Annotated in this window: 22 protein-coding genes and 1 other annotated feature (1 of these 23 only partly in view); of the genes, 16 read left to right on the top strand and 6 right to left on the bottom strand. The window is 47.2% G+C overall.

Translation table 11 applies throughout. The features are described from left to right. The first annotated feature begins 60 nt into the window (after positions 1-60). From MHB82_RS06085 to MHB82_RS06115, 7 genes are all read left to right on the top strand, one after another. Complete coding sequence (locus MHB82_RS06085; RefSeq protein ID WP_341174151.1) at positions 61-579, top strand: hypothetical protein; 519 nt, start codon at positions 61-63, stop codon at positions 577-579. A gap of 553 nt (positions 580-1,132) precedes the next feature. Beyond that, positions 1,133-2,041 (top strand): ABC transporter ATP-binding protein, encoded by a 909-nt coding sequence (locus MHB82_RS06090; protein ID WP_095360692.1) that lies wholly within the window; start codon positions 1,133-1,135, stop codon positions 2,039-2,041. Next, complete coding sequence (locus tag MHB82_RS06095) at positions 2,034-2,828, top strand: ABC transporter permease (protein ID WP_341174152.1); 795 nt, start codon at positions 2,034-2,036, stop codon at positions 2,826-2,828. Before MHB82_RS06090 ends, MHB82_RS06095 begins: the two co-directional genes overlap by 8 nt. 174 nt (positions 2,829-3,002) lie before the next feature. Beyond that, a complete protein-coding gene (locus MHB82_RS06100) occupies positions 3,003-4,076 on the top strand; it encodes an AI-2E family transporter (RefSeq protein WP_341174153.1) in 1,074 nt (357 codons plus the stop codon). 218 nt (positions 4,077-4,294) lie between these two features. Further along, positions 4,295-4,690, top strand: coding sequence for a GntR family transcriptional regulator (locus tag MHB82_RS06105; protein ID WP_341174154.1), 396 nt, complete (start codon positions 4,295-4,297; stop codon positions 4,688-4,690). Between the two features lie 23 nt (positions 4,691-4,713). Next, positions 4,714-5,814 (top strand): DUF1648 domain-containing protein, encoded by a 1,101-nt coding sequence (locus tag MHB82_RS06110; RefSeq protein ID WP_341174155.1) that lies wholly within the window; start codon positions 4,714-4,716, stop codon positions 5,812-5,814. Positions 5,815-5,865: 51 nt separating this feature from the next. Next, the gene (locus MHB82_RS06115; protein ID WP_341174156.1) at positions 5,866-7,452 is read left to right on the top strand and encodes an alpha/beta hydrolase family protein; all 1,587 of its coding nucleotides are present in this window, start codon (positions 5,866-5,868) and stop codon (positions 7,450-7,452) included. Between the two features lie 104 nt (positions 7,453-7,556). Here MHB82_RS06115 and MHB82_RS06120 read toward each other — a convergent pair whose 3' ends face one another. Then, positions 7,557-8,903 carry a hemolysin family protein gene (locus MHB82_RS06120; protein ID WP_095360685.1) on the bottom strand — a complete coding sequence of 449 codons (1,347 nt, stop codon included), beginning with the start codon at positions 8,901-8,903 and terminating at the stop codon, positions 7,557-7,559. A gap of 96 nt (positions 8,904-8,999) precedes the next feature. Here MHB82_RS06120 and MHB82_RS06125 point away from each other — a divergent pair, with 96 nt between their 5' ends. The 3 genes from MHB82_RS06125 to MHB82_RS06135 all read left to right on the top strand — a co-directional run bounded on the left by MHB82_RS06125 (position 9,000) and on the right by MHB82_RS06135 (position 11,965). Further along, entirely contained in the window at positions 9,000-9,125 is a 126-nt protein-coding gene (locus MHB82_RS06125) for a hypothetical protein (protein WP_341174157.1), read from the top strand. Between the two features lie 146 nt (positions 9,126-9,271). Beyond that, positions 9,272-10,711 (top strand): cardiolipin synthase, encoded by a 1,440-nt coding sequence (cls, locus tag MHB82_RS06130; RefSeq protein WP_341174158.1) that lies wholly within the window; start codon positions 9,272-9,274, stop codon positions 10,709-10,711. Between the two features lie 345 nt (positions 10,712-11,056). Then, a complete protein-coding gene (locus MHB82_RS06135) occupies positions 11,057-11,965 on the top strand; it encodes a YitT family protein (protein ID WP_341174159.1) in 909 nt (302 codons plus the stop codon). 74 nt (positions 11,966-12,039) lie between these two features. Here the strand turns inward: MHB82_RS06135 and ligD are convergent, their stop codons facing one another. The 5 genes from ligD to ku all read right to left on the bottom strand — a co-directional run bounded on the left by ligD (position 12,040) and on the right by ku (position 17,328). Continuing rightward, positions 12,040-12,930, bottom strand: coding sequence for a non-homologous end-joining DNA ligase (ligD, locus tag MHB82_RS06140; protein WP_341174160.1), 891 nt, complete (start codon positions 12,928-12,930; stop codon positions 12,040-12,042). 47 nt (positions 12,931-12,977) lie between these two features. Then, a complete protein-coding gene (locus MHB82_RS06145; protein WP_341174161.1) occupies positions 12,978-13,934 on the bottom strand; it encodes an ATP-dependent DNA ligase in 957 nt (318 codons plus the stop codon). Between the two features lie 51 nt (positions 13,935-13,985). Beyond that, on the bottom strand, positions 13,986-15,098 hold the full coding sequence (locus MHB82_RS06150; protein WP_110821401.1) for a GerAB/ArcD/ProY family transporter: 1,113 nt from the start codon (positions 15,096-15,098) through the stop codon (positions 13,986-13,988). Between the two features lie 175 nt (positions 15,099-15,273). Beyond that, entirely contained in the window at positions 15,274-16,143 is an 870-nt protein-coding gene (locus tag MHB82_RS06155) for a VOC family protein (RefSeq protein WP_341174162.1), read from the bottom strand. A gap of 276 nt (positions 16,144-16,419) precedes the next feature. Then, positions 16,420-17,328 (bottom strand): non-homologous end joining protein Ku, encoded by a 909-nt coding sequence (gene ku, locus MHB82_RS06160; protein ID WP_095360678.1) that lies wholly within the window; start codon positions 17,326-17,328, stop codon positions 16,420-16,422. Between the two features lie 196 nt (positions 17,329-17,524). Between ku and MHB82_RS06165 the strand changes: the two genes are divergently transcribed. The 6 genes from MHB82_RS06165 (at position 17,525) to tsaD (ending at position 21,126) form a co-directional block, all read left to right on the top strand. Then, positions 17,525-17,821 carry a hypothetical protein gene (locus MHB82_RS06165; RefSeq protein WP_236146704.1) on the top strand — a complete coding sequence of 99 codons (297 nt, stop codon included), beginning with the start codon at positions 17,525-17,527 and terminating at the stop codon, positions 17,819-17,821. Positions 17,822-17,825: 4 nt separating this feature from the next. Continuing rightward, complete coding sequence (locus MHB82_RS06170; protein ID WP_095289132.1) at positions 17,826-18,002, top strand: H-type small acid-soluble spore protein; 177 nt, start codon at positions 17,826-17,828, stop codon at positions 18,000-18,002. A 195-nt stretch (positions 18,003-18,197) separates the two neighbouring features. Beyond that, positions 18,198-18,683, top strand: coding sequence for a tRNA (adenosine(37)-N6)-threonylcarbamoyltransferase complex ATPase subunit type 1 TsaE (gene tsaE, locus MHB82_RS06175; RefSeq protein ID WP_095360677.1), 486 nt, complete (start codon positions 18,198-18,200; stop codon positions 18,681-18,683). Beyond that, positions 18,683-19,534 (top strand): tRNA (adenosine(37)-N6)-threonylcarbamoyltransferase complex dimerization subunit type 1 TsaB, encoded by an 852-nt coding sequence (tsaB, locus tag MHB82_RS06180; RefSeq protein ID WP_095360854.1) that lies wholly within the window; start codon positions 18,683-18,685, stop codon positions 19,532-19,534. Before tsaE ends, tsaB begins: the two co-directional genes overlap by 1 nt. 27 nt (positions 19,535-19,561) lie before the next feature. After that, positions 19,562-20,074 carry a ribosomal protein S18-alanine N-acetyltransferase gene (gene rimI, locus MHB82_RS06185; protein WP_095360853.1) on the top strand — a complete coding sequence of 171 codons (513 nt, stop codon included), beginning with the start codon at positions 19,562-19,564 and terminating at the stop codon, positions 20,072-20,074. Beyond that, the gene (gene tsaD, locus MHB82_RS06190; RefSeq protein ID WP_095360676.1) at positions 20,071-21,126 is read left to right on the top strand and encodes a tRNA (adenosine(37)-N6)-threonylcarbamoyltransferase complex transferase subunit TsaD; all 1,056 of its coding nucleotides are present in this window, start codon (positions 20,071-20,073) and stop codon (positions 21,124-21,126) included. Before rimI ends, tsaD begins: the two co-directional genes overlap by 4 nt. A gap of 87 nt (positions 21,127-21,213) precedes the next feature. Then, positions 21,214-21,282 (top strand) — a binding site (T-box leader) (it continues 289 nt past the right edge of the window).

Below are 21,282 nucleotides of genomic sequence, written 5' to 3' on the forward strand. Positions count from 1 at the left end.
CTCCAGCTTCTACTTTCCTGCTATTCATCATAAGAATGGAGTAGGACAGGAGGGACGAACATGCTGCGAAGACGCAATCGTAATGCCTTGTTCAAAAAGATCGGATTCATCGCACTTGTGCTGCTGCTGCTATGGTTAATAGGCAGAACGATCCCATATCTCTTTCGTGCAGATGCGCCGGACGACGCTGCTTCGGTGGTTGAAGAGTTTTACAAGTATGAGCAGGCGGGCGATTTCGGCAGCTCATGGGAACTGTTTCACCCATTGATGAAAGAGCGTTTCTCCAAAAGCGCTTATTTGCAATCCAGGGCGCATATCTTCATGCAGCATTTTGGCGTGGAAACCTTTGAGTTTGAGATGGAAAAGCCCGAGCGGGAATTTGATGTTACGGTGATGGATGGCGTAAAGCCGTTTCCCGAGGCGTACAAGGTCGGAATAACCATGAAGTACAGAAGTACCTTTGGGCAATTGGACATTGTACAGACCTGTTACGTCGTGCAGGATGGACAGGAGTGGACACTGCTCTGGTATTACCCTGGCAAGGGCGAGGAACAGCATTCAAGTGAGAGCAGCGAGTGATCCCCATGATGTGGGGTGGCAGTTTAATATATACCTATACTTTGCATCATATTGTATCATTGTTCCTATTTCAAGCTCTATAAATGCGAGACTTTTGTCGCATTTATAGAGCTTTTTTTGTGTTTCACTCTATTTTAAAGCCAGAAGGGGCTTGACAATAGTCCTGAGGTCAAGTAAATTACGAGGTAGATACAAAATGTATCAAAATTCAGCTTCTAACGACAAATAACAGGGACTACATTGCTCCTTGTTGAGGGGAAGGAATTTCTGTGATCGAAACGAGCCGCTTTTACTGTGTCAGTTGTGGGATGATTGTGTCGGTTGGTAGAGGCTCTGTCGAATTAAAGGAAGAGGGCTATGGAGGCAATCACGTATTTCGCACCGGATTTTACCGGAGTGAGATGCCGCTTGGATGCTGTGGAGCGTGTCAGATCCATATGAAGCGTAAGGAGAACACCCAGTTTACGGGACATTATACCAAAGATTATGATACACTATGTTCATATGAGAGGCGGGCATAATTTATTAGCCTGTCGATGAGGGAGGGAATTGCATGCAGCAGGAGCCGGTCGTCCGACTTCAGGGCGTCAGTAAAATCATATCTTCCCGATCGTTGGTCAGCGACCTGACTCTGGATATTTCTCCGGGGCAGGTTTTTGGTTTTTTAGGGCCTAATGGTGCCGGGAAAACAACAACGATCCGGATGATGGTCGGACTTATGTCCATAAGTAAGGGAGATATTTTCATCTCGGGACATAGTATCAAAAATGAATTTGAGCAGGCGGTGGCCCAGGTAGGTGCCATTGTAGAGAATCCGGAAATGTACAAATTTCTCACCGGATATCAGAACCTCGTCCATTTTGCCCGTATGTCACCAGGGATTACCAAGGAACGTATTGCAGAAACCATCGAGCGTGTGGGGCTTACAGCCCGCATTCATGATAAGGTGAAAACCTATTCTCTGGGCATGCGTCAGCGTCTTGGTGTCGCCCAAGCCATATTACATAAGCCGAAGCTGCTTGTGCTGGATGAGCCAACCAATGGCCTTGATCCGCAAGGGATTCGGGAACTTCGGGATTATCTTCGTCAGCTCACCCGTGAAGAAGGCATTACGGTCTTTGTGTCCAGTCACCTGTTGTCAGAGATGGAACTCATGTGTGATACAGTCGCCATTATCCAGAATGGTAAGTTGATTGACGTGAGAAACCTCAAAGCTGAAGCTGGAACAGATGCACTGACGGAAGTGGCCTTTGAGGTGAATGATACACAGCGTGCTTCAGAACTTATTCAGGATGCGACCGTTCAGGGCAACATGCTTGTGGTGCGCCTGTCGCGTGACCAGATTCCGGATTTCAATGCCAGACTGGTGAGCGAAGGTATTCAGGTATACGGTATCCGCAACGTAACACATACACTCGAAGATCAATTTTTACAAGTGACTGGGGGCGGAGGTATTGCCTAACTTTGGAAATCTGTTGTTGAATGAAAATATGAAAATCTTCCGGCGTCCCCGTACCTGGATTATGCTTTCATTTTTGGCTTTAATTTCGCTGCTGCTTCCTGTGCTGCTGAGAGAAGGCATGGGAGGCAGTGACGTATACTTCTGGGAAGCGGCAATAACGACGGTTCAGATTGTATTCTTCCTGAATACCATCTTCTGTGTGGTCATTGCGGCTGAAGCGGTAGCCGGTGAATTCACATGGGGCACAATTAAACTGCTGCTTATTCGTCCGTGGTCACGCAGCAAAATTTTGGCTTCAAAATACATTACCGTCCTGGGCTTCAGTTTACTCAGCACAGTGCTTATTCTCTTGCTCGCAACGGGAATGTCCTATGTTCTGTTCTCCCATGATGGAAGTGCAGCTGGCGGCGTAACCTCGGCATCGTATGCATTTACGTTATGGGCATACCTTTACGTTGATCTGTTTATTACGCTGGCCATAGCCTTTATGGTCTCCTCCGTGTTTCGTTCGGGAGCACTGGCGATTGGTCTGTCACTGTTTATCATGTTTACCCAGAGTATCTTTGCCTTGATCTTCAACCCGGCTCGCCATGACTGGGCCAAATATGTACTATTTAATAACATGGATCTCAGCCGGTATATGAATTCGGGAATGGACCTCGGATTGTTCGGCGGGGGTAACGCGGGAATGACCCTTGGCTTCTCGGTTGCCGTACTCGCCATGTACTATGTGATTTTTATGGTTGTTTCATGGGTTGTATTCAGCAAAAGAGATGTGGCAGGCTAACCGCCTGCTTCTTTTTTTGCTCATTTTACATCGGCAAGAGAAAGTTCCTTCACGTTAACTGACATGCAATGTGGCAATACTTGCATTTAAGGGTACATATAATCAGGTGACTGAAGAAGGTGCACCAGATTATAGCCCAGTGCTGGCAGAGCAGTGTATGGAGGGATCAATTTCTTGATAAATAACAAGTTCTACCGAATTTGCACAGCCATTATTTTGCTGCTGCTCATTGTGTATTTGGGGGATAAGGTTAATTTTATTTTCCGCCCGTTAACATCACTCATACATATCATTATTATTCCGCTGTTAATCGCGGGCTTTTTCTATTATTTGCTTCGGCCGCTCGTTGATTTCATGGAACGACATCGGTTGAAAAGGGCCCTATCCGTTCTAATTATTTATGTTGTGATAGCCCTGCTGATTGCCGGGTTTAGCGTGCTCATATGGCCGTCACTTCGTGAGCAGATGTGGAACTTTATTGAAAATACGCCAGCTCTGATAGCCTCACTTAGTGAACAGCTAAACGAACTGGAGAGAAACGGATTCCTGTCCAAATACTTGCCGGAGGACTCGGATCTTGTGTCAAGATTTTCCGAATTCCTGACACAGGGAATTACACAGGTAAGTGATTATCTGTCAGGTCTATTCTCGGTTGTATCCAATCTGGTCATCATTTTGGCCACCTTTCCAATCATGCTGTATTACATGCTTAAGGAAGGTAGCAAGTTTGGCACCAATCTTACCCTGCTATTGCCAAGACGTTATCGGAAGGATGGAGAAGAGACCGTTCATGAAATTGATGAAGCGCTGAGCAATTTTATTGTTGGGCGAGTTATTGTCAATGTTGCACTCGGGATCCTGATGTACATTGGTTTTCTTATCCTTGGTTTGCCATATGCGCTATTGCTGACGGCTGCATCCATCATATTGAACTTTATTCCTTATGTGGGTGCAATATTGGCAGCAATACCTGTCGTGATTGTGGCCTTTATTGAATCTCCGTCGATGGCTATCTGGTCGCTAATTATTATCGTCGTTGCCCAGCAGATTCAGGATAACCTGATATCTCCCTATGTATATGGCAAGCAGCTGGATATTCATCCGCTGACAACGGTTATTCTGTTGCTCGTGGGTGCCGATCTGTGGAACATTTTGGGTATGATCATCGTTATTCCGCTATATATGATCCTGAAAATTATAGTTCGTAAAATCCATTATCGGATTGTTGAAGATAAGACTGAACTTTGAATGGAATGTAAAATACAACATGGTCATGTGCTTCCACAATTAATTGCTCTTGAATCACATAAGACTAAGTTCTTGAAGATAAGCCGCGTATCAATGGTGAAGGGTCAGGTAAGGCTGCCCTGGCCATTGATACGCGGCTTTATTTCCATGCGCATTGCCCCTTTATGTTATATCTGTTATATTTGATATATAACAGACAACAAAAAGAAGGTGAACTCTTGATTATTCAACTTGACATGCAGTCCGAACTTCCCATTTATTCCCAATTGGTTTATCAAATTATCGAAGGCATTGCTAGTGGTGAACTGCAGCTAGGTGAAGCGCTACCTTCAGTTCGGAATTTGGCAGCAGATATTGGTGTTAACCTTCATACGGTCAATAAGGCTTATACACTACTCAAGCAAGATGGATACATACTAATTCACAGACAAAAGGGCGTTGTCGTAAACCCTGATGGAATGCCTGGTCTAACGGATGATTTTTTGAAAAAGCAGCAAACAGAATTAAGACCGATTATTGCCGAAGCGATATGTCGAGGCATGACCAAAGAGGAATTGTCTGCAGTATTAGATCAAATCTATGATGATGTGAAGATGGGGCACAACAGGGAATAAACGAATAAGGGAGTGTGTTATGTATGCAACTATTTAGTATCTTATCTGTCATCTTAATCTTTGCTCCATTAGTCTTACTTCTATCCTTTACACCTTATCTAACAAGGGAAACCATTAGCTTTGGGGTTACGGTAAGTGAATATAATTATTACACACCTATTCTACGTAAGTTACGTAAAACGTTTGCTGCAGTAAGCCTGATCGGAAACGGGGTGGTTATATTTGTCTGCCTATTTTTACTCCGATCTGCCAATGAAGAATCTACAGCAATAATCACTGGTGTTTGCACCATGATGTTCGTTGTGTACTCGGTAGCACTACATTTAATTTTTCATTTCAAGATGAAAAGGTTAAAGGGAACACTTCCAACTGCAGAAGCACCTCAACGGGTTAAAATTGATACCACCTTCCGCCAAAATAAGCTCACGTATTCCAACTATTGGTTTCTAATTCATATAGCTATTATTGTAGCCGTTGCGATCATTTCGATCCTGAATTATGATGCACTACCTAGCGTTGTTCCAATGAAATATGATTTTCAGGGCAATGTCACTTCCAGTGTGCCTAAAACCTACCTTTCAGTACTCGCTATTAATCTGGTACAGCTAGGAGTAGTTGCACTCCTGATGCTGGTTAACTGGAGTATTAAAACAAGCAAACAACAGCTTACCACGACGGATCCTGCCCAATTTGCTGCTAAAAATATTCAATTCCGCCGTAAATGGTCCCTATTCACGATAATAACAGGGCTATTTCTTACTATTTTATTTGCCTTCATTCAAATCAATATGTTCGTCCCCAATCTGGTCTTGCTAACGGCTATCAGCTTTATCGTCCCTGTGGTGATAGTATTAGGCGCAATATGGCTGTCCCTCACAGGTAGACAAGGCGGTGGGAAAATTCGTAATCGTCAAGAGGATAGCGAACGCTCTAAGGAGCAGCCTGTGAACGACGATGAGTATTGGAAGCTGGGTTTTATTTACTTTAATACCAATGATCCTTCTTTTACTGTAGAGAAACGTTATGGAATAGGCTGGACGATTAACTTCGCTCGTCCACTATCTTGGGTCCTGTTGTTAGTTATCATTGCTATTGTTGTTATAAGCAGAGTTCTGAGCCAATAAATGCTCATAGATCTATGCATATCATAAAAATGATTAGGAGGGGTTTTGACGATGAACAATTGGAAAAAGCTATTATGTTCTCTTACTTTCGTATGCCTTATCCTGCCGGTAACATCCATCTCAGCAGCTGCTGAGAAACCCGTTGATCATGAAAATCTAGTTCCTATTCGTGATGCAGTAAAGAATGGGGCAGAGGTATCTTGGCAGCAAAACACAGGACAAATTAAAATAACAAAAAATGAGCTTACCATTGTAGTTAAGGTAGGGGAGAAACAGGCGATCGTGAATGGGAAAGTCATCCCCTTAGACCATCCTGTTCAGTTAACGAAAGGGGTTACCTTTATGGATAGGGGATTTCTTACCGAGGCACTGAAGGCAGCACCTGAGGATATGTTCATTTCACTTATAAGTGAAGGGGATGGCAAGGAGGCTGTGAAGTATGTTCATTCCTCTGTGAGTGGAGTGTTGTCACCCACGTTATTGAGTCAGCTATGGTCAGCGTTAGAAGGTCAAAATGGGAAAATGACAAATAAAGCCGTAGCGAAACACGTAGAGAACAACTCCGTGCATCGCAATGTCACATATACTTTTAAAACAGAGCTTACCAGTGTGAATATTACCGTAAGAATGAATCATGACGGACTGGTGGATGACTTGTACGTTGCCGCGGCTACTCCAAATGTGTATCAAAAACCAAGTTACGACGATCCATCTGCTTATACAGAACAAGACATTACGGTTGGTGAGGGTGATTTAGCTTTACCAGGGACATTAACTTTGCCCAAGGGAGAGGGACCTTTCCCGGTTGTCATTCTAGTACACGGTTCTGGGCCTAGCAATCGAGACGCTGCCATTGGTGGGGCAAAGCCATTTCGTGATCTTGCGGTAGGTTTAGCTTCACAAGGAGTTGCTGTATTAAGATACGATAAGGTCACCTATGAGCATACCTATAAAGTGGCTTCACAGCCTAAATTTACATTAAAACAAGAAAGTGTGGATCAGGTAACCGATGCCGTAGCCTTACTTAAAAAGAATGCACATATTGATTCTACAGCGATTTTTGTAGCTGGACATAGTCAAGGCGGGTTTGCAGTACCGTTAATCATTGCTGAGGATAAACAACATGATATTACAGGCAGTATCCTGCTTGCTGCACCAAGTAGCAGCTTTGTGGATGTGCTTACCGAGCAGCAGGACGAATTGGTAGATCGAATGAAGCAGCTTGGTTTAGACACGGCGATCATTGAAGAACAAGCTGATTTTTATAAAAATGTAGCTGCGATCGTTAAAGATCCTAACTATTCTATAGATCATCTTCCTGAGGCATTTCCACTTCAACCTGCTTATTGGTGGTTTGAGCAGAGAGATTATGTGCCTGCGGAACTCGCTAAAACACAAAATATTCCCATGCTTATTCTACAAGGCGAAAATGATGTGCAAGTGTCTATGGATCAATTCCAGAATTGGAAAACGGCTCTTCAAGGTCATTCCAATGTAACATACAATAGCTATCCAAAGGTAAATCATCTGTTAGCCAGCTATGAAGGACTTTCGATTGGTCAAGAGTACGCTGAGCCATCTAATGTCTCCAAAGCCATTATCGATGATATTGCGAAATGGGTATTGAAAGTGGAGTAATAACATGGAGAGTGACGCATTGAGCTGGAATAATAAGAAGAGCACTTACCAATATAGGTAAGTGCTCTTCTTGTTAAATATTTGGAGTTGTTTAATTAGCCCGATTAGGCCTCTTTCTCGTCTTCATCCGTATACTCAGACATGACAAGTGGTTCTTTAGGTACAACAGCCACCTTGTAGAAACGGTTTTTGTCTTTTTCCAAAAGTACAAACGTCAGGTTTTCAAATTCATACTCATCCTGCTCGTTCATTTCCGGGCGATGGCTGTAGAGCCATCCACCAATGGTGTCCCATTCATCGGCATCGAGGTTAGACATAAACATGTCGTTGACCTTCGACAGGGATACCTTGCCATCCATAATCACATAGTTTTCATTAATGATCTGGATATCTTCCACTTCGTCCGCATCGAACTCGTCGCGAATCTCACCGACAATCTGTTCGAGTACATCCTCAATGGTTACAATCCCTGATGTACCGCCATATTCGTCGACCAGTACAGCGATGTGCACACCGTCCTTCTGCATTTTCTTGAGCAGATCCTTCACCGGAGTCGTTTCATGAACAGCAGATACGGGCTGGATCAGCGAAGACAGATCAACAGGTTCATCGTTTCCGTAGAGCTCCAGGAAGAACTGTTTGGTATTGATGATACCGATGATATCGTCTTTGCTCTCATTAACAACCGGGAATCGGGTATATTGCTCCTCCCGGATAATTTCCAGGTTTTCTTCATTCGTTTTATTGACATAAAGGCAGACCATATCGGTCCGGGGTACCATAATTTCCTTGGCGAGCATTTCATCAAAAGCAAAGATCCGGCTTACATAACCGAACTCGGCCTGATTAATTTTGCCGCTTTCGAAGCTTTCATTAATGATAATTTGCAGTTCTTCTTCTGAATGCGCCGCTTCATGCTCGGACGCAGGCTTGATTCCAAACAATTTGACCAGTTGATTCGCCGAGCCGTTCAACAGCCAGATAAAAGGATACATAATTCGGTTAAACCAGATGATAGGTGTAGACGTCAGCAGAGCAACCGTTTCAGCTTTGCGGATTGCAATCGTTTTGGGAGCTAGTTCACCAACCACAACATGCAAGTATGTAATGGCGACAAAGGCAATAACAAACGATAAGAATGATGAGAGCGCCTCAGGCATACTTAAACTTTCAAACACAGGGTGGAGAATCTTCTCAACCGTCGGTTCACCAAGCCATCCAAGACCCAGGGATGTAATGGTAATCCCGAGCTGACATGCGGACAGATATCCATCCAGGTTGGCAACAGCCTGTTTGACAGCCAGAGCACGCTTGTTTCCTTCTGCAATCATTTGGTCAATCCGGCTTGGACGAATTCGTACCAAGGCAAATTCTACCGCAACGAAAAATGCTGAAAATCCTATCAAAATCGCAACCAATACTAAATTTAACGCATACCTCTCACTGTCCATTCACTACTCTTCTCCTTTAGGTAATAAGTTTTTAACGAATATTATATCGAATTTAAGGTCAGAAGACCACCTCCTGCGGGGCGAAGGAGGAAGACTATGGAAGGTAAAACGCCTGTAAATCGCGCTGTGGTGCGGTTTTTTAGACATGATAAAGAATATGTAGATGCAAACACAGTCAGTATAGACAACCCTTTTAAAGGAAGCCCCGTCCAAAAAACGTAGGTTTAGTTTATGTATGTAATGTTTTATCTATGCGAACGTTACGAATGTGCCTAACATTGGGTATCTATGATTAGCTATATCCTTTATCGTCAAAACTGATGAAGAGAGAGAGAAAGGCAGTAGAATGTCATCAAGGGGGAAGCCGAATGCTTTGGCTGGTCATCATCTTAGTTGTTTTTATTTTTCAGGCAGCCACAATATTGGTGCTGGAATTCCGTAATCCGTCCAAGGCAGTGGCCTGGCTGTTTATTTTATTTTGCGTTCCACTCGTTGGGTTCGTAGTGTACTACTTTGTCGCGCAGGACTATAACAAGCGTAAAAAGGTCCGCAAGGCAGGATCACGAATCTTCCGGGAGATCAGGGAGACCATCTGGGAACAAGCCCATATCGTGGAGGATGCTTCGCAGATGCCGGATCACGGCTTCGAGCATCAGCAGCGGTTGTTCAATTTATTAACCCATCTGTCGGAAAGCCCGATAACCGGTTGTAATCACAGCAAGGTGCTTACGAATGGAGAAGAGGCATTTTCTGCAATGCTGCATGAAATGGAGAAGGCGAAACATCATTTGCACGTTGAATTTTATATCTTCCGTGATGATGTGATCAGTACCCAATTCCAGGAAGTCATGATTCGTAAGGCACAGGAAGGGGTTAAGGTTCGTTTTATTTGTGATGGTCTGGGCAGTCATAAAATGAGCTGGAGCTTTATCCGCAAGCTGAAGGAAGCGGGAGTAGAGTTTCACTTCTTTCTTCCACCATTGATCGCTACGATTGATCGCAGGGTGAACTATCGCAACCACCGTAAGATTGTCGTTGTGGATGGCAAGGTGGGATTCGTGGGCGGGATAAACGTAGGCGATGATTATCTTGGGCAGTATCCGAATATTGGATTTTGGCGGGATACTCATGTGCAGATTGAGGGAGATGCCGTTTATTTCCTGCAGAATACATTTCTTAATGACTGGAAGCTGGCATCTGGAGAGCAGATTTCCGATCCTCAATTGACCGAGTTGTTCCCACCCCACATATGCAGCGGTGAAGAACGCATTCAAATTCTCGCCAGCGGTCCCGACCAGGAGTGGGATGCCATTCAGGAGATGTGTTTTGGTGCCATCTCGGTAGCCTGTAACCGCATCTATATTACAAGTCCCTATTTTATTCCGGACCCTGCCCTGTATGAAGCACTCAAGACCGCAGCTGTAAGCGGAGTGGATGTTAAGATTATCATTCCTTACCAGTCGGATTCCCGGCTTGTTCATCTGGCTTCTCTCTCTTACGTTGAGGAACTGCTTCGTGCGGGAGTGGAGTTTTATCAATATCGAAAAGGATTTGTACATGCCAAAGTCATGATTGTGGATGGACTTCTTGCAACCGTAGGAACTGCCAACATGGATATGCGGAGTTTTTTCTGCAATTTCGAGTTGACCGCCGTCTTGTTTGAGGCTTCTTCCATAAATCGGCTTATTGAAGATTTTGAACGGGATCTGCAGGAATGCAGCAAAATTGATCTGGAAGTCTTTCAGGGGCGATCACGAGGACAAAAAGGGGCAGAAATACTTTCTCGCATGCTTTCTCCGCTGCTTTAGCCGTTTTTGGTTCGATTTCTGAAGATAAATTCACTTTTTTTGAATTTATCTTCTTTTTGCTAACTATTTTGCTCAAATTTGATCTTTTATGATATAATAAATATATAAATCATGTCTTGGCGAAGGAGGGGAGTCTGCGGGAAACAGGCTCCTTTTTGCTCTCTTTTCGAAGTGTAAACCGGAATTAAGACATATTTGAATCCATTTCATATTGCTTTTAGATGCTTATAAGCAGGGTACGTATAGGGTCGACCGAGATCGTTTTCTTCTATATGTAGTTTCCCCGTTCGGTATTTAAATGATTTATGAAATTGATTCACATATTGATCAAACGGGGGGGATACCATGTCCAATGTAACGGTTAAAGAAATAACATCGAAGCCGGATCGGAATGTAAAAAGCTCGGTATTTACACTGAAGCTCCTGCAACGTATTGTAATGATTTTGGTTGGTGCCGCACTGATGGCCGTATCACTTGAAATATTTCTTGTGCCCAATGGCGTAATTGATGGTGGAATCACGGGGATCTCGATTATGGTGTCAGAGCTTACGAATCTGCCGCTGGGGATTTTCCTGACCTTGCTCAACTTGCCGTTCCTGATTTTGGGGTACAAACAAATTGGTAAAACATTCGCCTTATCCACATTGCTCGGCATTGTGGCCATGTCCATCGGAACTTCATTGTTGCACCATGTTCCTGCTTTGACACCAGGTGAACCGCTGCTCGGAGCTGTTTTCGGCGGATTGATTCTGGGGGTTGGTGTGGGTCTCGTTATCCGGTCCGGCGGATCGCTTGATGGTACGGAGATCGTAGCCATCCTGCTGAGTGAGAAATCGCCACTGTCTGTGGGACAGATTGTGCTGTTTATTAACGTATTTATTTTCGCAGGCGCGGGATTTGTATTTGGTTGGCCGAATGCCCTGTATTCGATGATCGCCTACTATATTGCCATGAAGATGATTGATATCGTTAACGAAGGTCTGGATCAGTCCAAATCGGTATGGATCATCAGTGAGAAATATCGGGATATTGGTTCAGCTCTGACAGACCGTCTCGGTCGTGGGGTTACTTTCCTGGATGGGGAAGGTGGATTCAGCGGGGATGAGAAGAAGATTATCTTTGTGGTCATCACTCGTCTGGAAGAAGCGAAGCTGAAGTCGATCGTGGAAGATTGGGACCCGCAAGCCTTTGTGGCGATCGGTAACATTCATGACGTGAAGGGCGGACGTTTCAAGAAAAAAGGTATCCATTAGCGAGTTTTATCCGATATAATCAAAAAGCTTCAAATAAAAGAAATAGCCGGCACCCTTGGTTTGAGGGCAGCCGGCTATTTCTTTTTCAAGTGCTGCGTGATCAGCTCAACGGGCTGCGGCTCAACAGTGGCAATGAGATCGCCTACCTGCTGAAGCCGTTCCACGATATTCATCAGATGAAAATCCTTAACCGACACATTTTCCCGAACTTCATCCCACGTGAGCGGGGTGGATACGGTACCTCCGGGTTTAGCTCGAGGGGTATATGGTGCTGCCAGGGTTTTGCCGCCATAATGCTGCAGGTAATCGAAATAAATGCGGTCCCCCCGGTCTTTTTTGAGCCGCTCCAGTGTAAACAGGTCAGGATGCTTCTGGGTGACGTATTTGCCAACAAAGTGACCAATATCCCGCAGCTCATCAAAGGTGACGCCCTGACGGATGGGAACGATGATCTGTATGCCTGTGGCACCGGAAGTTTTGGGTACGGAACGGAGGCCAAGGGAAGTCAGCGTTTCCCCTACTATCAGAGCAGCCTGCATAATACGTGGCTCATCCTCAAGTGAGGGGTCGAGATCAATCATCCATTCACATGGGAGATGGCTGCCTACGGCGTGTAAGGAGGGATGGAACTCCAGAGCGGCAAGATTGCCGAGCCACAGCAGTTCAGGAAGACCGTCCATGACGATATAGCGGATGCCTTCGTGGATCTCGGTACGTACGAACTCAGGAATGGGTTCAGGAGCATTTTTTTGATAAAAAAATTCACCGCCTGCACCATGCGGGTACCGAATGGTTGTCAGGAGGCGGTTCCTGGTGTACGTCAGCAGAAAGGGAGCAATAGCGGCAAGCTTCTGCAGATAGATGGCTTTCGTTACTCCTGCTTCAGGCCACAGCAGTTTGTCGGGATTGGTTACAGTAAGCTCTATTCCCTCAATGGTAATGGTACCTTTGATCGTGCGGGGCATATGAACACCTCCCTTTTCATAAGTCTAACGAACATAAAACACAACAACTACACCTCAATAACGAGCTGGCTGGCAAGGCAGTCTTCACGGGACACTTCCGCAAATGCTTGTATGCTCGGGTGGCGCAGCGTTCGATGCTGGGTCAGCTCCATGTATTGCACTTTGACTCCGAGCTGGGGCTTGATCCATGTCGTCTCTGAGCTTCGTTCGGGCACGTTATGGAACGGCCGCTCCTCTTGAATCAAAGGTTCGACTTGCTCGGTCAGTTTACGCCAGGTAGCTGAGTTTAGCTTCCCTGTGCCGACATGACCAATATAGACAAAATGAGGCCCGTCATATACACCAACCGCAATGGCGTTAACGACGCCGCTCCGGTAGGTAACCCCGCCAATCATGGCATATAGATCATGCATGATTTTAACCTTTTGCCAGCGCTGATCCTTGCCATTGATGCCATAGGTACTTGTAAGGTCTTTACAGACAATTCCCTCCATCTGATGCTGTCTCATAACGGTGAGCAATGAAGCCGCATCGGAGGTATTGGTCACCTCCTGAACGTGTGAGCCCGGGTTGAGGACACGATGCAGCAGACGCTGGCGTTCTGCAAGCGGTTGATCGGTGACCCATTTTCCATCACAGTACAAAATATCGAAAACCATATAAGTCACCGGAATCCTGTACACGGCTTGGGCGATCGCGTCTGGTTTGCTCATGCGGTCTCGGCGCAGAACATGGTAAAAAGAAGGTTTTCCCGTTTCGGGGTCAAGCGCAATTACTTCGCCATCCAGAATGTAGGAGGGGACGCTGCACAGATTGCGGTCAGAGACCAGCTCTGGGTACTGAACCGTCCGGTCGTGCAGTCTGCGGTTAATCAACTTGAGTTCATGGCCATCCTCGTACGCAAGCATGCGAACGCCATCCCATTTCACCTGGGCAATCCAATTAGGTCCGTTTGGAATGTTGTCCCGAGATACGGGTTCAAAGGGTGCCAGAGGTTTAAACATGTGCAGGACTCCTTTCGGGTGGCGGTATTGAGTAAACGTAATCAGAAGTGCTTACCTGTTATAGCGTTCTAGTTTTGAAACACGAGACTTCAATTTATGTACCAAAATAAGCAGCACAGGGAGTGCGATGCCGCATGTAAGATCCCAGTCGATCCAATAGGGGATAATCACTTTGAGATAAAAAACCTCATCGGGAGCGACCAGAATGGACATGGCCAAAATTAATAGTGCCGCAGGCAGGATAAGTTTGCGGTAGCTGGAAAGTCGGAACAGGTTCGTAACTCCCAGGATGAAGCTGTAGAAGAACAGAATGCTTTTGAAAAAAACAGCGATAATCCAAACGGAGGCCATGAAGGCTTCAATTCGCTGCAGAAAGTTGCCTATATTAATCTTTTGCGAGAGCTGGAAAGAAGCAAACCAATGATGCTGCGTCATAAACGGTCCCATAACCAGAAGACAAATGGTCAGTGTCAGTGTAAGCATCAGGCCGCCAATAAGTCCTGCCAGAAGAATATCCTTCTCCAAATGAGGCTCCTTCTTGGCGTACGGGAATAACATCATGAAAATGCATAACTCACAGTAAGGATAAGTCAGCACGGCGATAAAACCTCGAAATGGAGCAGCAATGCCTTGAGCAAGAACCGGCTGGATGTTATCCAACTTTACGTGAGGGAGTAGACAAACCGTCAGAATAAGCAAAAAAAAGACGATTAATGGAAGCAAAAGCTCTGCACTCCTGGCTATGCACTCAAGGCCACATATGAGTCCCCATACCAGGGAGCAAACAAAGAGCAGATGCACGAACCAGAGTGGTGATTCCCGCAGGATCTGCGTCGACATGAAATCGCCGATTTCCCTGACGAATGTGGACGTGCTAATCAGAAAATAAAACAAATAGAAGCAGCTGAACAAGGCCCCGATCCAAGGTCCGAATGTTCGAAGTGCGTTTTCAATCAGATTGAGTTTGGGGTGAAGCTTATAGGTGACCAAAAAAATGGACAAAATCCCCATACCTCCGGCGACACCGAATAAAGCGGATATCCAGGCATCTTCATGGGCGAACGAGGTGATCATGGCCGGAAATACAAGTATTTGTTCACCAATTGTGCAGAGGAACATTAAGGCGGCAAGCTGCCTTACAGTCAAACGTCCCTTTTCAACCATGTGGGTTCTCCTTCATCGATCGGACTGGATATTAGGTTAGGATGCGCCAAATTCACCATATTTATAATAAAAAAAGCCCGGACCAGGGCATCATCTCTAAACAAAGGATCAAGAGATGTACACTGTCCGAGCTTCCGCGGTATGCAATAAAATTAAAAATAATGGAGTAACACGTTTATTCTGCTGTAACCAGCCGTATACGGATATTCTGCGGATCAATGGTAAACCATTGACCGCCCAGTTCCACAAGTGCGGCACCTTGCGTGCGCAATTGTTCCAGCGCTTGCTGCAGTTGTTCCTGTCCGGCGTATACGATGGTAAAGTAGTCGATTCCCGTAGCCTGGTTCGGATTCGCAGGAGCGCCTGTGCCTGCCCAGATATTCAGGCCGATATGGTGGTGATACCCACCTGCGGAAACAAACAGCGCCGACATGCCCGCAAAATTGCCAACGACGTCAAACCCGAGCACACCCGTGTAGAAGCGGCGGGATTCTTCCAGGCTGCGTACATGAAAGTGTACATGACCGATAACCGTTCCGGCCGGAAGGCCATGCCATGGCTCATTCTCCGAGATGTCGAACAAGCTCTGTACATCTACCGGATCGCTGGCCATGATGTAGTTATTGTCTGTATCACGTCTCCAGGTATCACGTGGACGGTCAGCGTAGATTTCAATGCCGTTTTGATCCGGATCGGAAATATAAAAGGCTTCACTCACCAGGTGATCCCCTTGACCGATTTCAATGCCGGAGGCAGCGAGGTTGCGGAGTGCAAGCCCGAGGGACTTGCGGTCAGGCAGCAGAATGGCAAAATGGTACAAGCCTGCGTGCGAGCGTACAGGCAAGGTCACCGCATCAGTCAGTTCTTCCAGGCGCAGCAGCGACGTTTTGCCATCCGCGGTCATCGTTGCCGTCAAATCCTGACGTTCCAGTAATTGAAGTCCAACCACTTCGGAATAGAATTTTATGGATCGATCCAGGTTGCTGATTCGCAGGCTTACTTCACCCAAGTGAGTCGTTGCAGGGATTTGGTATGGGGTAGTCATATGATTTCCTCCTAAATTAAATGGGTTTGAGTTCATCGCATATATATTGCATGAAAATATAGGTTGTTAGTTCTTTCTCGAATTCGGTTTGATAGGCTAAACTTTACATTTATAAATAAGTTACTTTTCATAAGTTAATATAAAATATAAATCATCTTTCGTCAATTGTATTTTCACGTTACGAGCAAACTTAAGCTAGTGGACATAAGAGCTCTTAAAAACAAAAATCCGGCTATCAGAGCCGGATGGTTCATGTCATATAAAAATTTTTGTTCGTTATGTTTTGGGTTTGGAAGCTGCTCTTTTCTTTTTGGCTGGAGCGGCTTCGGAATCGCCTCCGACCACGGCTTGCACCGCTGTCTTTTTGGGTGCGCGTTTCTTGGGCTTGGCCGTTGCAGTTCCCGGATCTGCCGGAATGGGCTTGACTGCCTCAATGCTGGCTTGAAGGGCTGCCATCAGATCCATGACATTCGCTTCCGGTTTAGCCGGCGCAATCTTGATCTCTTCACCCGCAACTTTGTGATTGATGAGATCCAGCAGTTTATTGCGGTAATCGTCTGTATATTTGCCGGGTTCAAAAGGCGTGGACAGTTGATCGATCAGCAGCTTCGCCATCGTCAATTCCTTGTCATTGACATTTTGAGCTTCTGGCAAGTTTGGTACTTGTGAGACCGGACGAATCTCATCTGGATAGAAGATGGTTTCCATGGAGAGACAATCCTCAAGTACCCGAATGGCAGCCAGGCTGCTTTTGGAACGAATGGAGACCTTGGCGATGCCGATTTTGCCTGTATCCCGCATGGCTGTCATCAGCAGCTGATAAGCGTTACCGCCGGCCTGATCGGGAGAGAGGTAATATGTTTTTTGAAAATAGATGGGATCAATCTCCGTCAAGTCCACAAAATCCAGAATGGTGATGGTCTTGCTGGCCGAATCATTCAGGGCCTCCAGCTCGTCTTTTTCGAAGAGCACAAATTTTCCTTTTTCGTATTCATAACCTTTCGTAATTTCTTCCCACTTCACATCCACTTCACAGGAAGGACATTGACGCACGTAAGCGAGCGGGCTGCCGCAGACTTTATGGATGTAGCGCATGGAGATGTCTTTGTCTTCAGTAGCCGAGAACATTTTGACAGGGACGTGCACGAGACCGAAGCTGATTGCACCTTTCCAGACCGTATGCATGGGTCGGCTCCTTTCCGAGGTACCTTTTTATGATGTAGTATGGGCATTTCTGTGACCGGATAATCGCTTACAGGATGAATTCGTATGGTTCGGGCTGACTGGGGGATGATAACAGAAACATGCTTGAACACGGTACTGAGTCTTAAGCATGTGAGTCAGGAAGGGTATGACATCGAACAAGCTGGGAGGTGCCGAAATGAAGAACAGTAGGGATGAAGAAGAAGCGCACAAACATGCCTTTTCTCCATACCCCATTGACGGGGCAGAGGATTCTGAAGAATTTTATACGCCAGCTGCTGCGGTGAACTGGGAAGCGGTGACTTCCGAAAAGCTGCCACTTGATCGGGAGTCCTTCATGCTCGACATTGACCGGATGGTGAATGAAGGGTTAGGTGGAGGCCAGGTTACCGAGGATAACGGGTATATTGGTGAGAGTACGACGGACACGATGATTCGTGAACCACATGATGATCCGGAAGGAGAGTATGAATAACATGATGGATGCAAAACGTGCCAAGGCGATTTACGATTCCAAAGATACGATTGCGGTAACTCTGGAGGGAGATCCGGTATGGATCGAACATGTGGATGAAGCTAATGGGATGGCAACGGTTCAGGTAGGCAGCAATCCCGGTAATACACAGACGGTTCGTGTGGACCGCCTGGAGGAGTAGAAAGTTAGCGAAGGTACTGTTAGATAGCAAGATGTCTTAGGAAGGCCGGTGCCGTCAGGTGCCGGTTTATTTGACTTTATGACGACCCGTATCGCTTTTGCTGTCCATCCCCGATGCTTGCGGGGGAAGAAAGGGACCGATATAATAAGGTTCAAAGTGAACTCAGGCGGCTGACCGCCAAAGGTGGGGCGTATATTGAATAAGACGCATGAGCAGTGGGTGTATCAATCCCATGGCATTGCAGATACAGAAGCGCTCGCGTCCGCACTTGCTGAACAGGCAACTGCCGGAATGGTGATTGCACTCGACGGTGATTTGGGCGCGGGCAAAACGGCATTTTCACAGAAGTTTGCCTGGCATTTGGGTATACGTGAAGTGGTGAACAGCCCCACGTTTACGTTAATCAAGGAATATGAAGGACGTTTGCCTTTATATCATATGGATGTGTATCGTATTTCACTGGAAGAAGCGGACGAGCTTGGACTGGATGAATACTTCTATGGAGCGGGAGTCAGTCTGGTGGAGTGGTCCAGTATCATTCCCGAACTGCTGCCGGAGGACCATTTGCATGTACAGATTGAAACAACCGGTCCGGAGGATCGCAAGATTACGCTGGATGGATACGGTGAGACTTATGCGGCCATGTGCCGGCAGTTCAGACAGAATGGAGTCAATAGATGATGGAAGATTTACAAAAAAAGCCGCGTCAGCGGTTTTTGGCGTTGGATACGTCCACCGCGGTGATGGCTGCCTCGGTGATGGAAGATCACGCCTTGCTCGAGGAGCGCAATGAACGTGCTGAACGGAATCACTCCGTGCACGTCGTGCCTGTAATGGAGCAGCTGCTGGCAGCCAGCGGCACTGCACCTGGCCAGCTGGACGGCATTGCCGTAGGCATCGGACCAGGCTCATACACAGGTATCCGCATTGCGGTAACGGCGGCGAAGACACTCGCCTGGGCATGGGACATCCCCGTTGCCGGGGTGTCCAGCCTGCAGGCGATGGCCTGGGGCGGATGGCACCGAGGCCTCGCGGCCAAGGCCGAAGCTGCGGCAGATGAACCTGCCGCAGCAGGGGCTGGCGGAACGCCATCCGCGGACCAGGGCGGCACAGGTGCCGCCCCTGTCCACTGGATCGTTCCGCTCGTGGATGCGCGGCGCGGTCAGGCGTATACCGCGCTGTTCGCCTCCGCCGGGAGCGATGCGCCCCGGCGGCTCGCGCCAGATGCCATCCGCATGATGGACGGATGGCTGGAAGCCCTCGCCGCCCGCATGGCGGAGGCGGCGCCGGAAGAGCGGCCCGCAGCCGTCTGGATCGTCGGCGAGACGGGCCCGCATGCGGCAGCAGCAGCTGAGCTCCGCTGCCCTGCAGGTACGGCGCTCCAGCTCGTTCCCTATGAGCTGGAAGGCCGCTGGATCGGGCGCCTTGGCGCCGAAGCGCTGCTTGCAGGGCAGCGCGACGATGTGCATGCGCTGGTGCCGAACTACACCCAGCTGGCCGAGGCGGAAGCCAATCTACTGCGCAAAGGCTGAAAGAAGGGTGGCGAGCGGATGTACGATATGGAAGGTTACGGACAGGATGCAGCACTTCAGTTCAGACTCATGACATTGAACGACATTCCGGATGTTATGGTAATTGAACATGAGGCATTTACGATGCCCTGGACGGAAGAAGCATTTCGAAACGAATTAACGAATAATCATTTTGCCAAATATATGGTCATGGAACTGGAAGGCAAGGCTATCGGATATGCCGGGATGTGGACCATTATGGATGAGGCCCATATTACCAACATTGCGGTAAGAGAGGCCTACCGGGGTCGCAAGCTTGGCGAAAAGCTGCTGGATGAGCTTATGAGAACAGCAGCATATCTTGGCATGGAGCGAATGACGCTGGAAGTGAGGGTATCGAACCTGGTTGCCCAGCGTTTGTATGAGAAAAAAGGGTTTGAATCGGCAGGTCTTCGCAAAAGGTATTACTCCGACAATCAGGAGGATGCGATGATTATGTGGGCGAATTTGCCGCCTGCAGGCCGGAGCGGCGAAGAGGAAGGAAGCGTAACGGATTCATGAACGAACTGAGTGAACAACAACAATCGGGTCCATCCTATATTTTGGCGGTGGAGACCAGCTGTGATGAAACATCGGTTGCCGTGGTCAAGGATGGGCAGGAAGTGCTGTCCAACCTGATCTCGAGTCAGATTGAAACACATAAGGCGTTTGGCGGAGTGGTGCCTGAGGTCGCTTCACGTAAGCATGTTGAAGTGATTACCTTGATGATGGAACAGGCGATTGAACAGTCCGGTATCCGTCCAAGAGACCTGAGCGCGATCGCCGTAACGCAGGGACCTGGTTTGGTGGGGGCATTGCTGGTAGGTATTGTTGCAGCCAAAACGCTTGCCATGGCTCTGGGCAAACCGCTGATTGGCACGCATCATATTGCTGGCCATATCTATGCCAACCGGCTTACACATGAATTGCAATATCCTGCGATGGCTCTGGTGGTGTCTGGTGGACATACGGAGCTTGTGCATATGGAATCCGAGGGTAAGTTCAAGCTGATTGGCCGTACACGGGATGATGCCGTAGGCGAGGCTTATGACAAGGTAGCACGTGCCTTGGGGTGCCCGTATCCGGGAGGCCCTCATGTGGACCGGATGGCTTCTGAAGCAGAACAGGTTGTGCCGTTACCTCGGGTGTGGCTGGAAGCTGGTTCTTATGACTTCAGTCTCAGCGGATTGAAATCTGCTGTGCTGAACGCACTCAATCAGGCCAAAATGCGTGGAGAAACGCTGGAACCATCTGCTGTTGCACGTGGGTTCCAGGAAGCTGTAGTGGAAGTATTGGTAGAGAAGGCGGTGCGAGCCGTTCGTGAATACGGATCACGCCAGCTGCTGCTGTGCGGAGGTGTTGCGGCTAACCGCGGTTTACGCTCGGCTCTGCAGGAGCGATGTGCCAAGGAAGGGCTCGAATTGCTGATCCCGCCGATGGAGTACTGTACGGATAATGCAGCGATGATCGGAGCTGCCGCTTATTTGAAATGGCAGCGGGGTGAAATCTCGGAATTCGATGCCAAGGCAGATCCAGGATTATCCTTGGAGGCATGGTCTGTACAGTCTATGTAGTCAAACATTGGAATTTAAGAGTTGACAGCAGCATGTGAAGATTGTATATTAGTTACAAATTTAAACAGGATATTGAAGTCCTGAACCGAAAACGCAATGAACAGGAATAGTAAGGTTAATCCGGGTCTTAGAGAGCTGCGGGGTGGTGCAACGCAG

Source organism: Paenibacillus sp. FSL K6-2862, from assembly GCF_038005125.1.
In the GTDB taxonomy this organism is placed as follows: domain Bacteria; phylum Bacillota; class Bacilli; order Paenibacillales; family Paenibacillaceae; genus Paenibacillus; species Paenibacillus illinoisensis_A.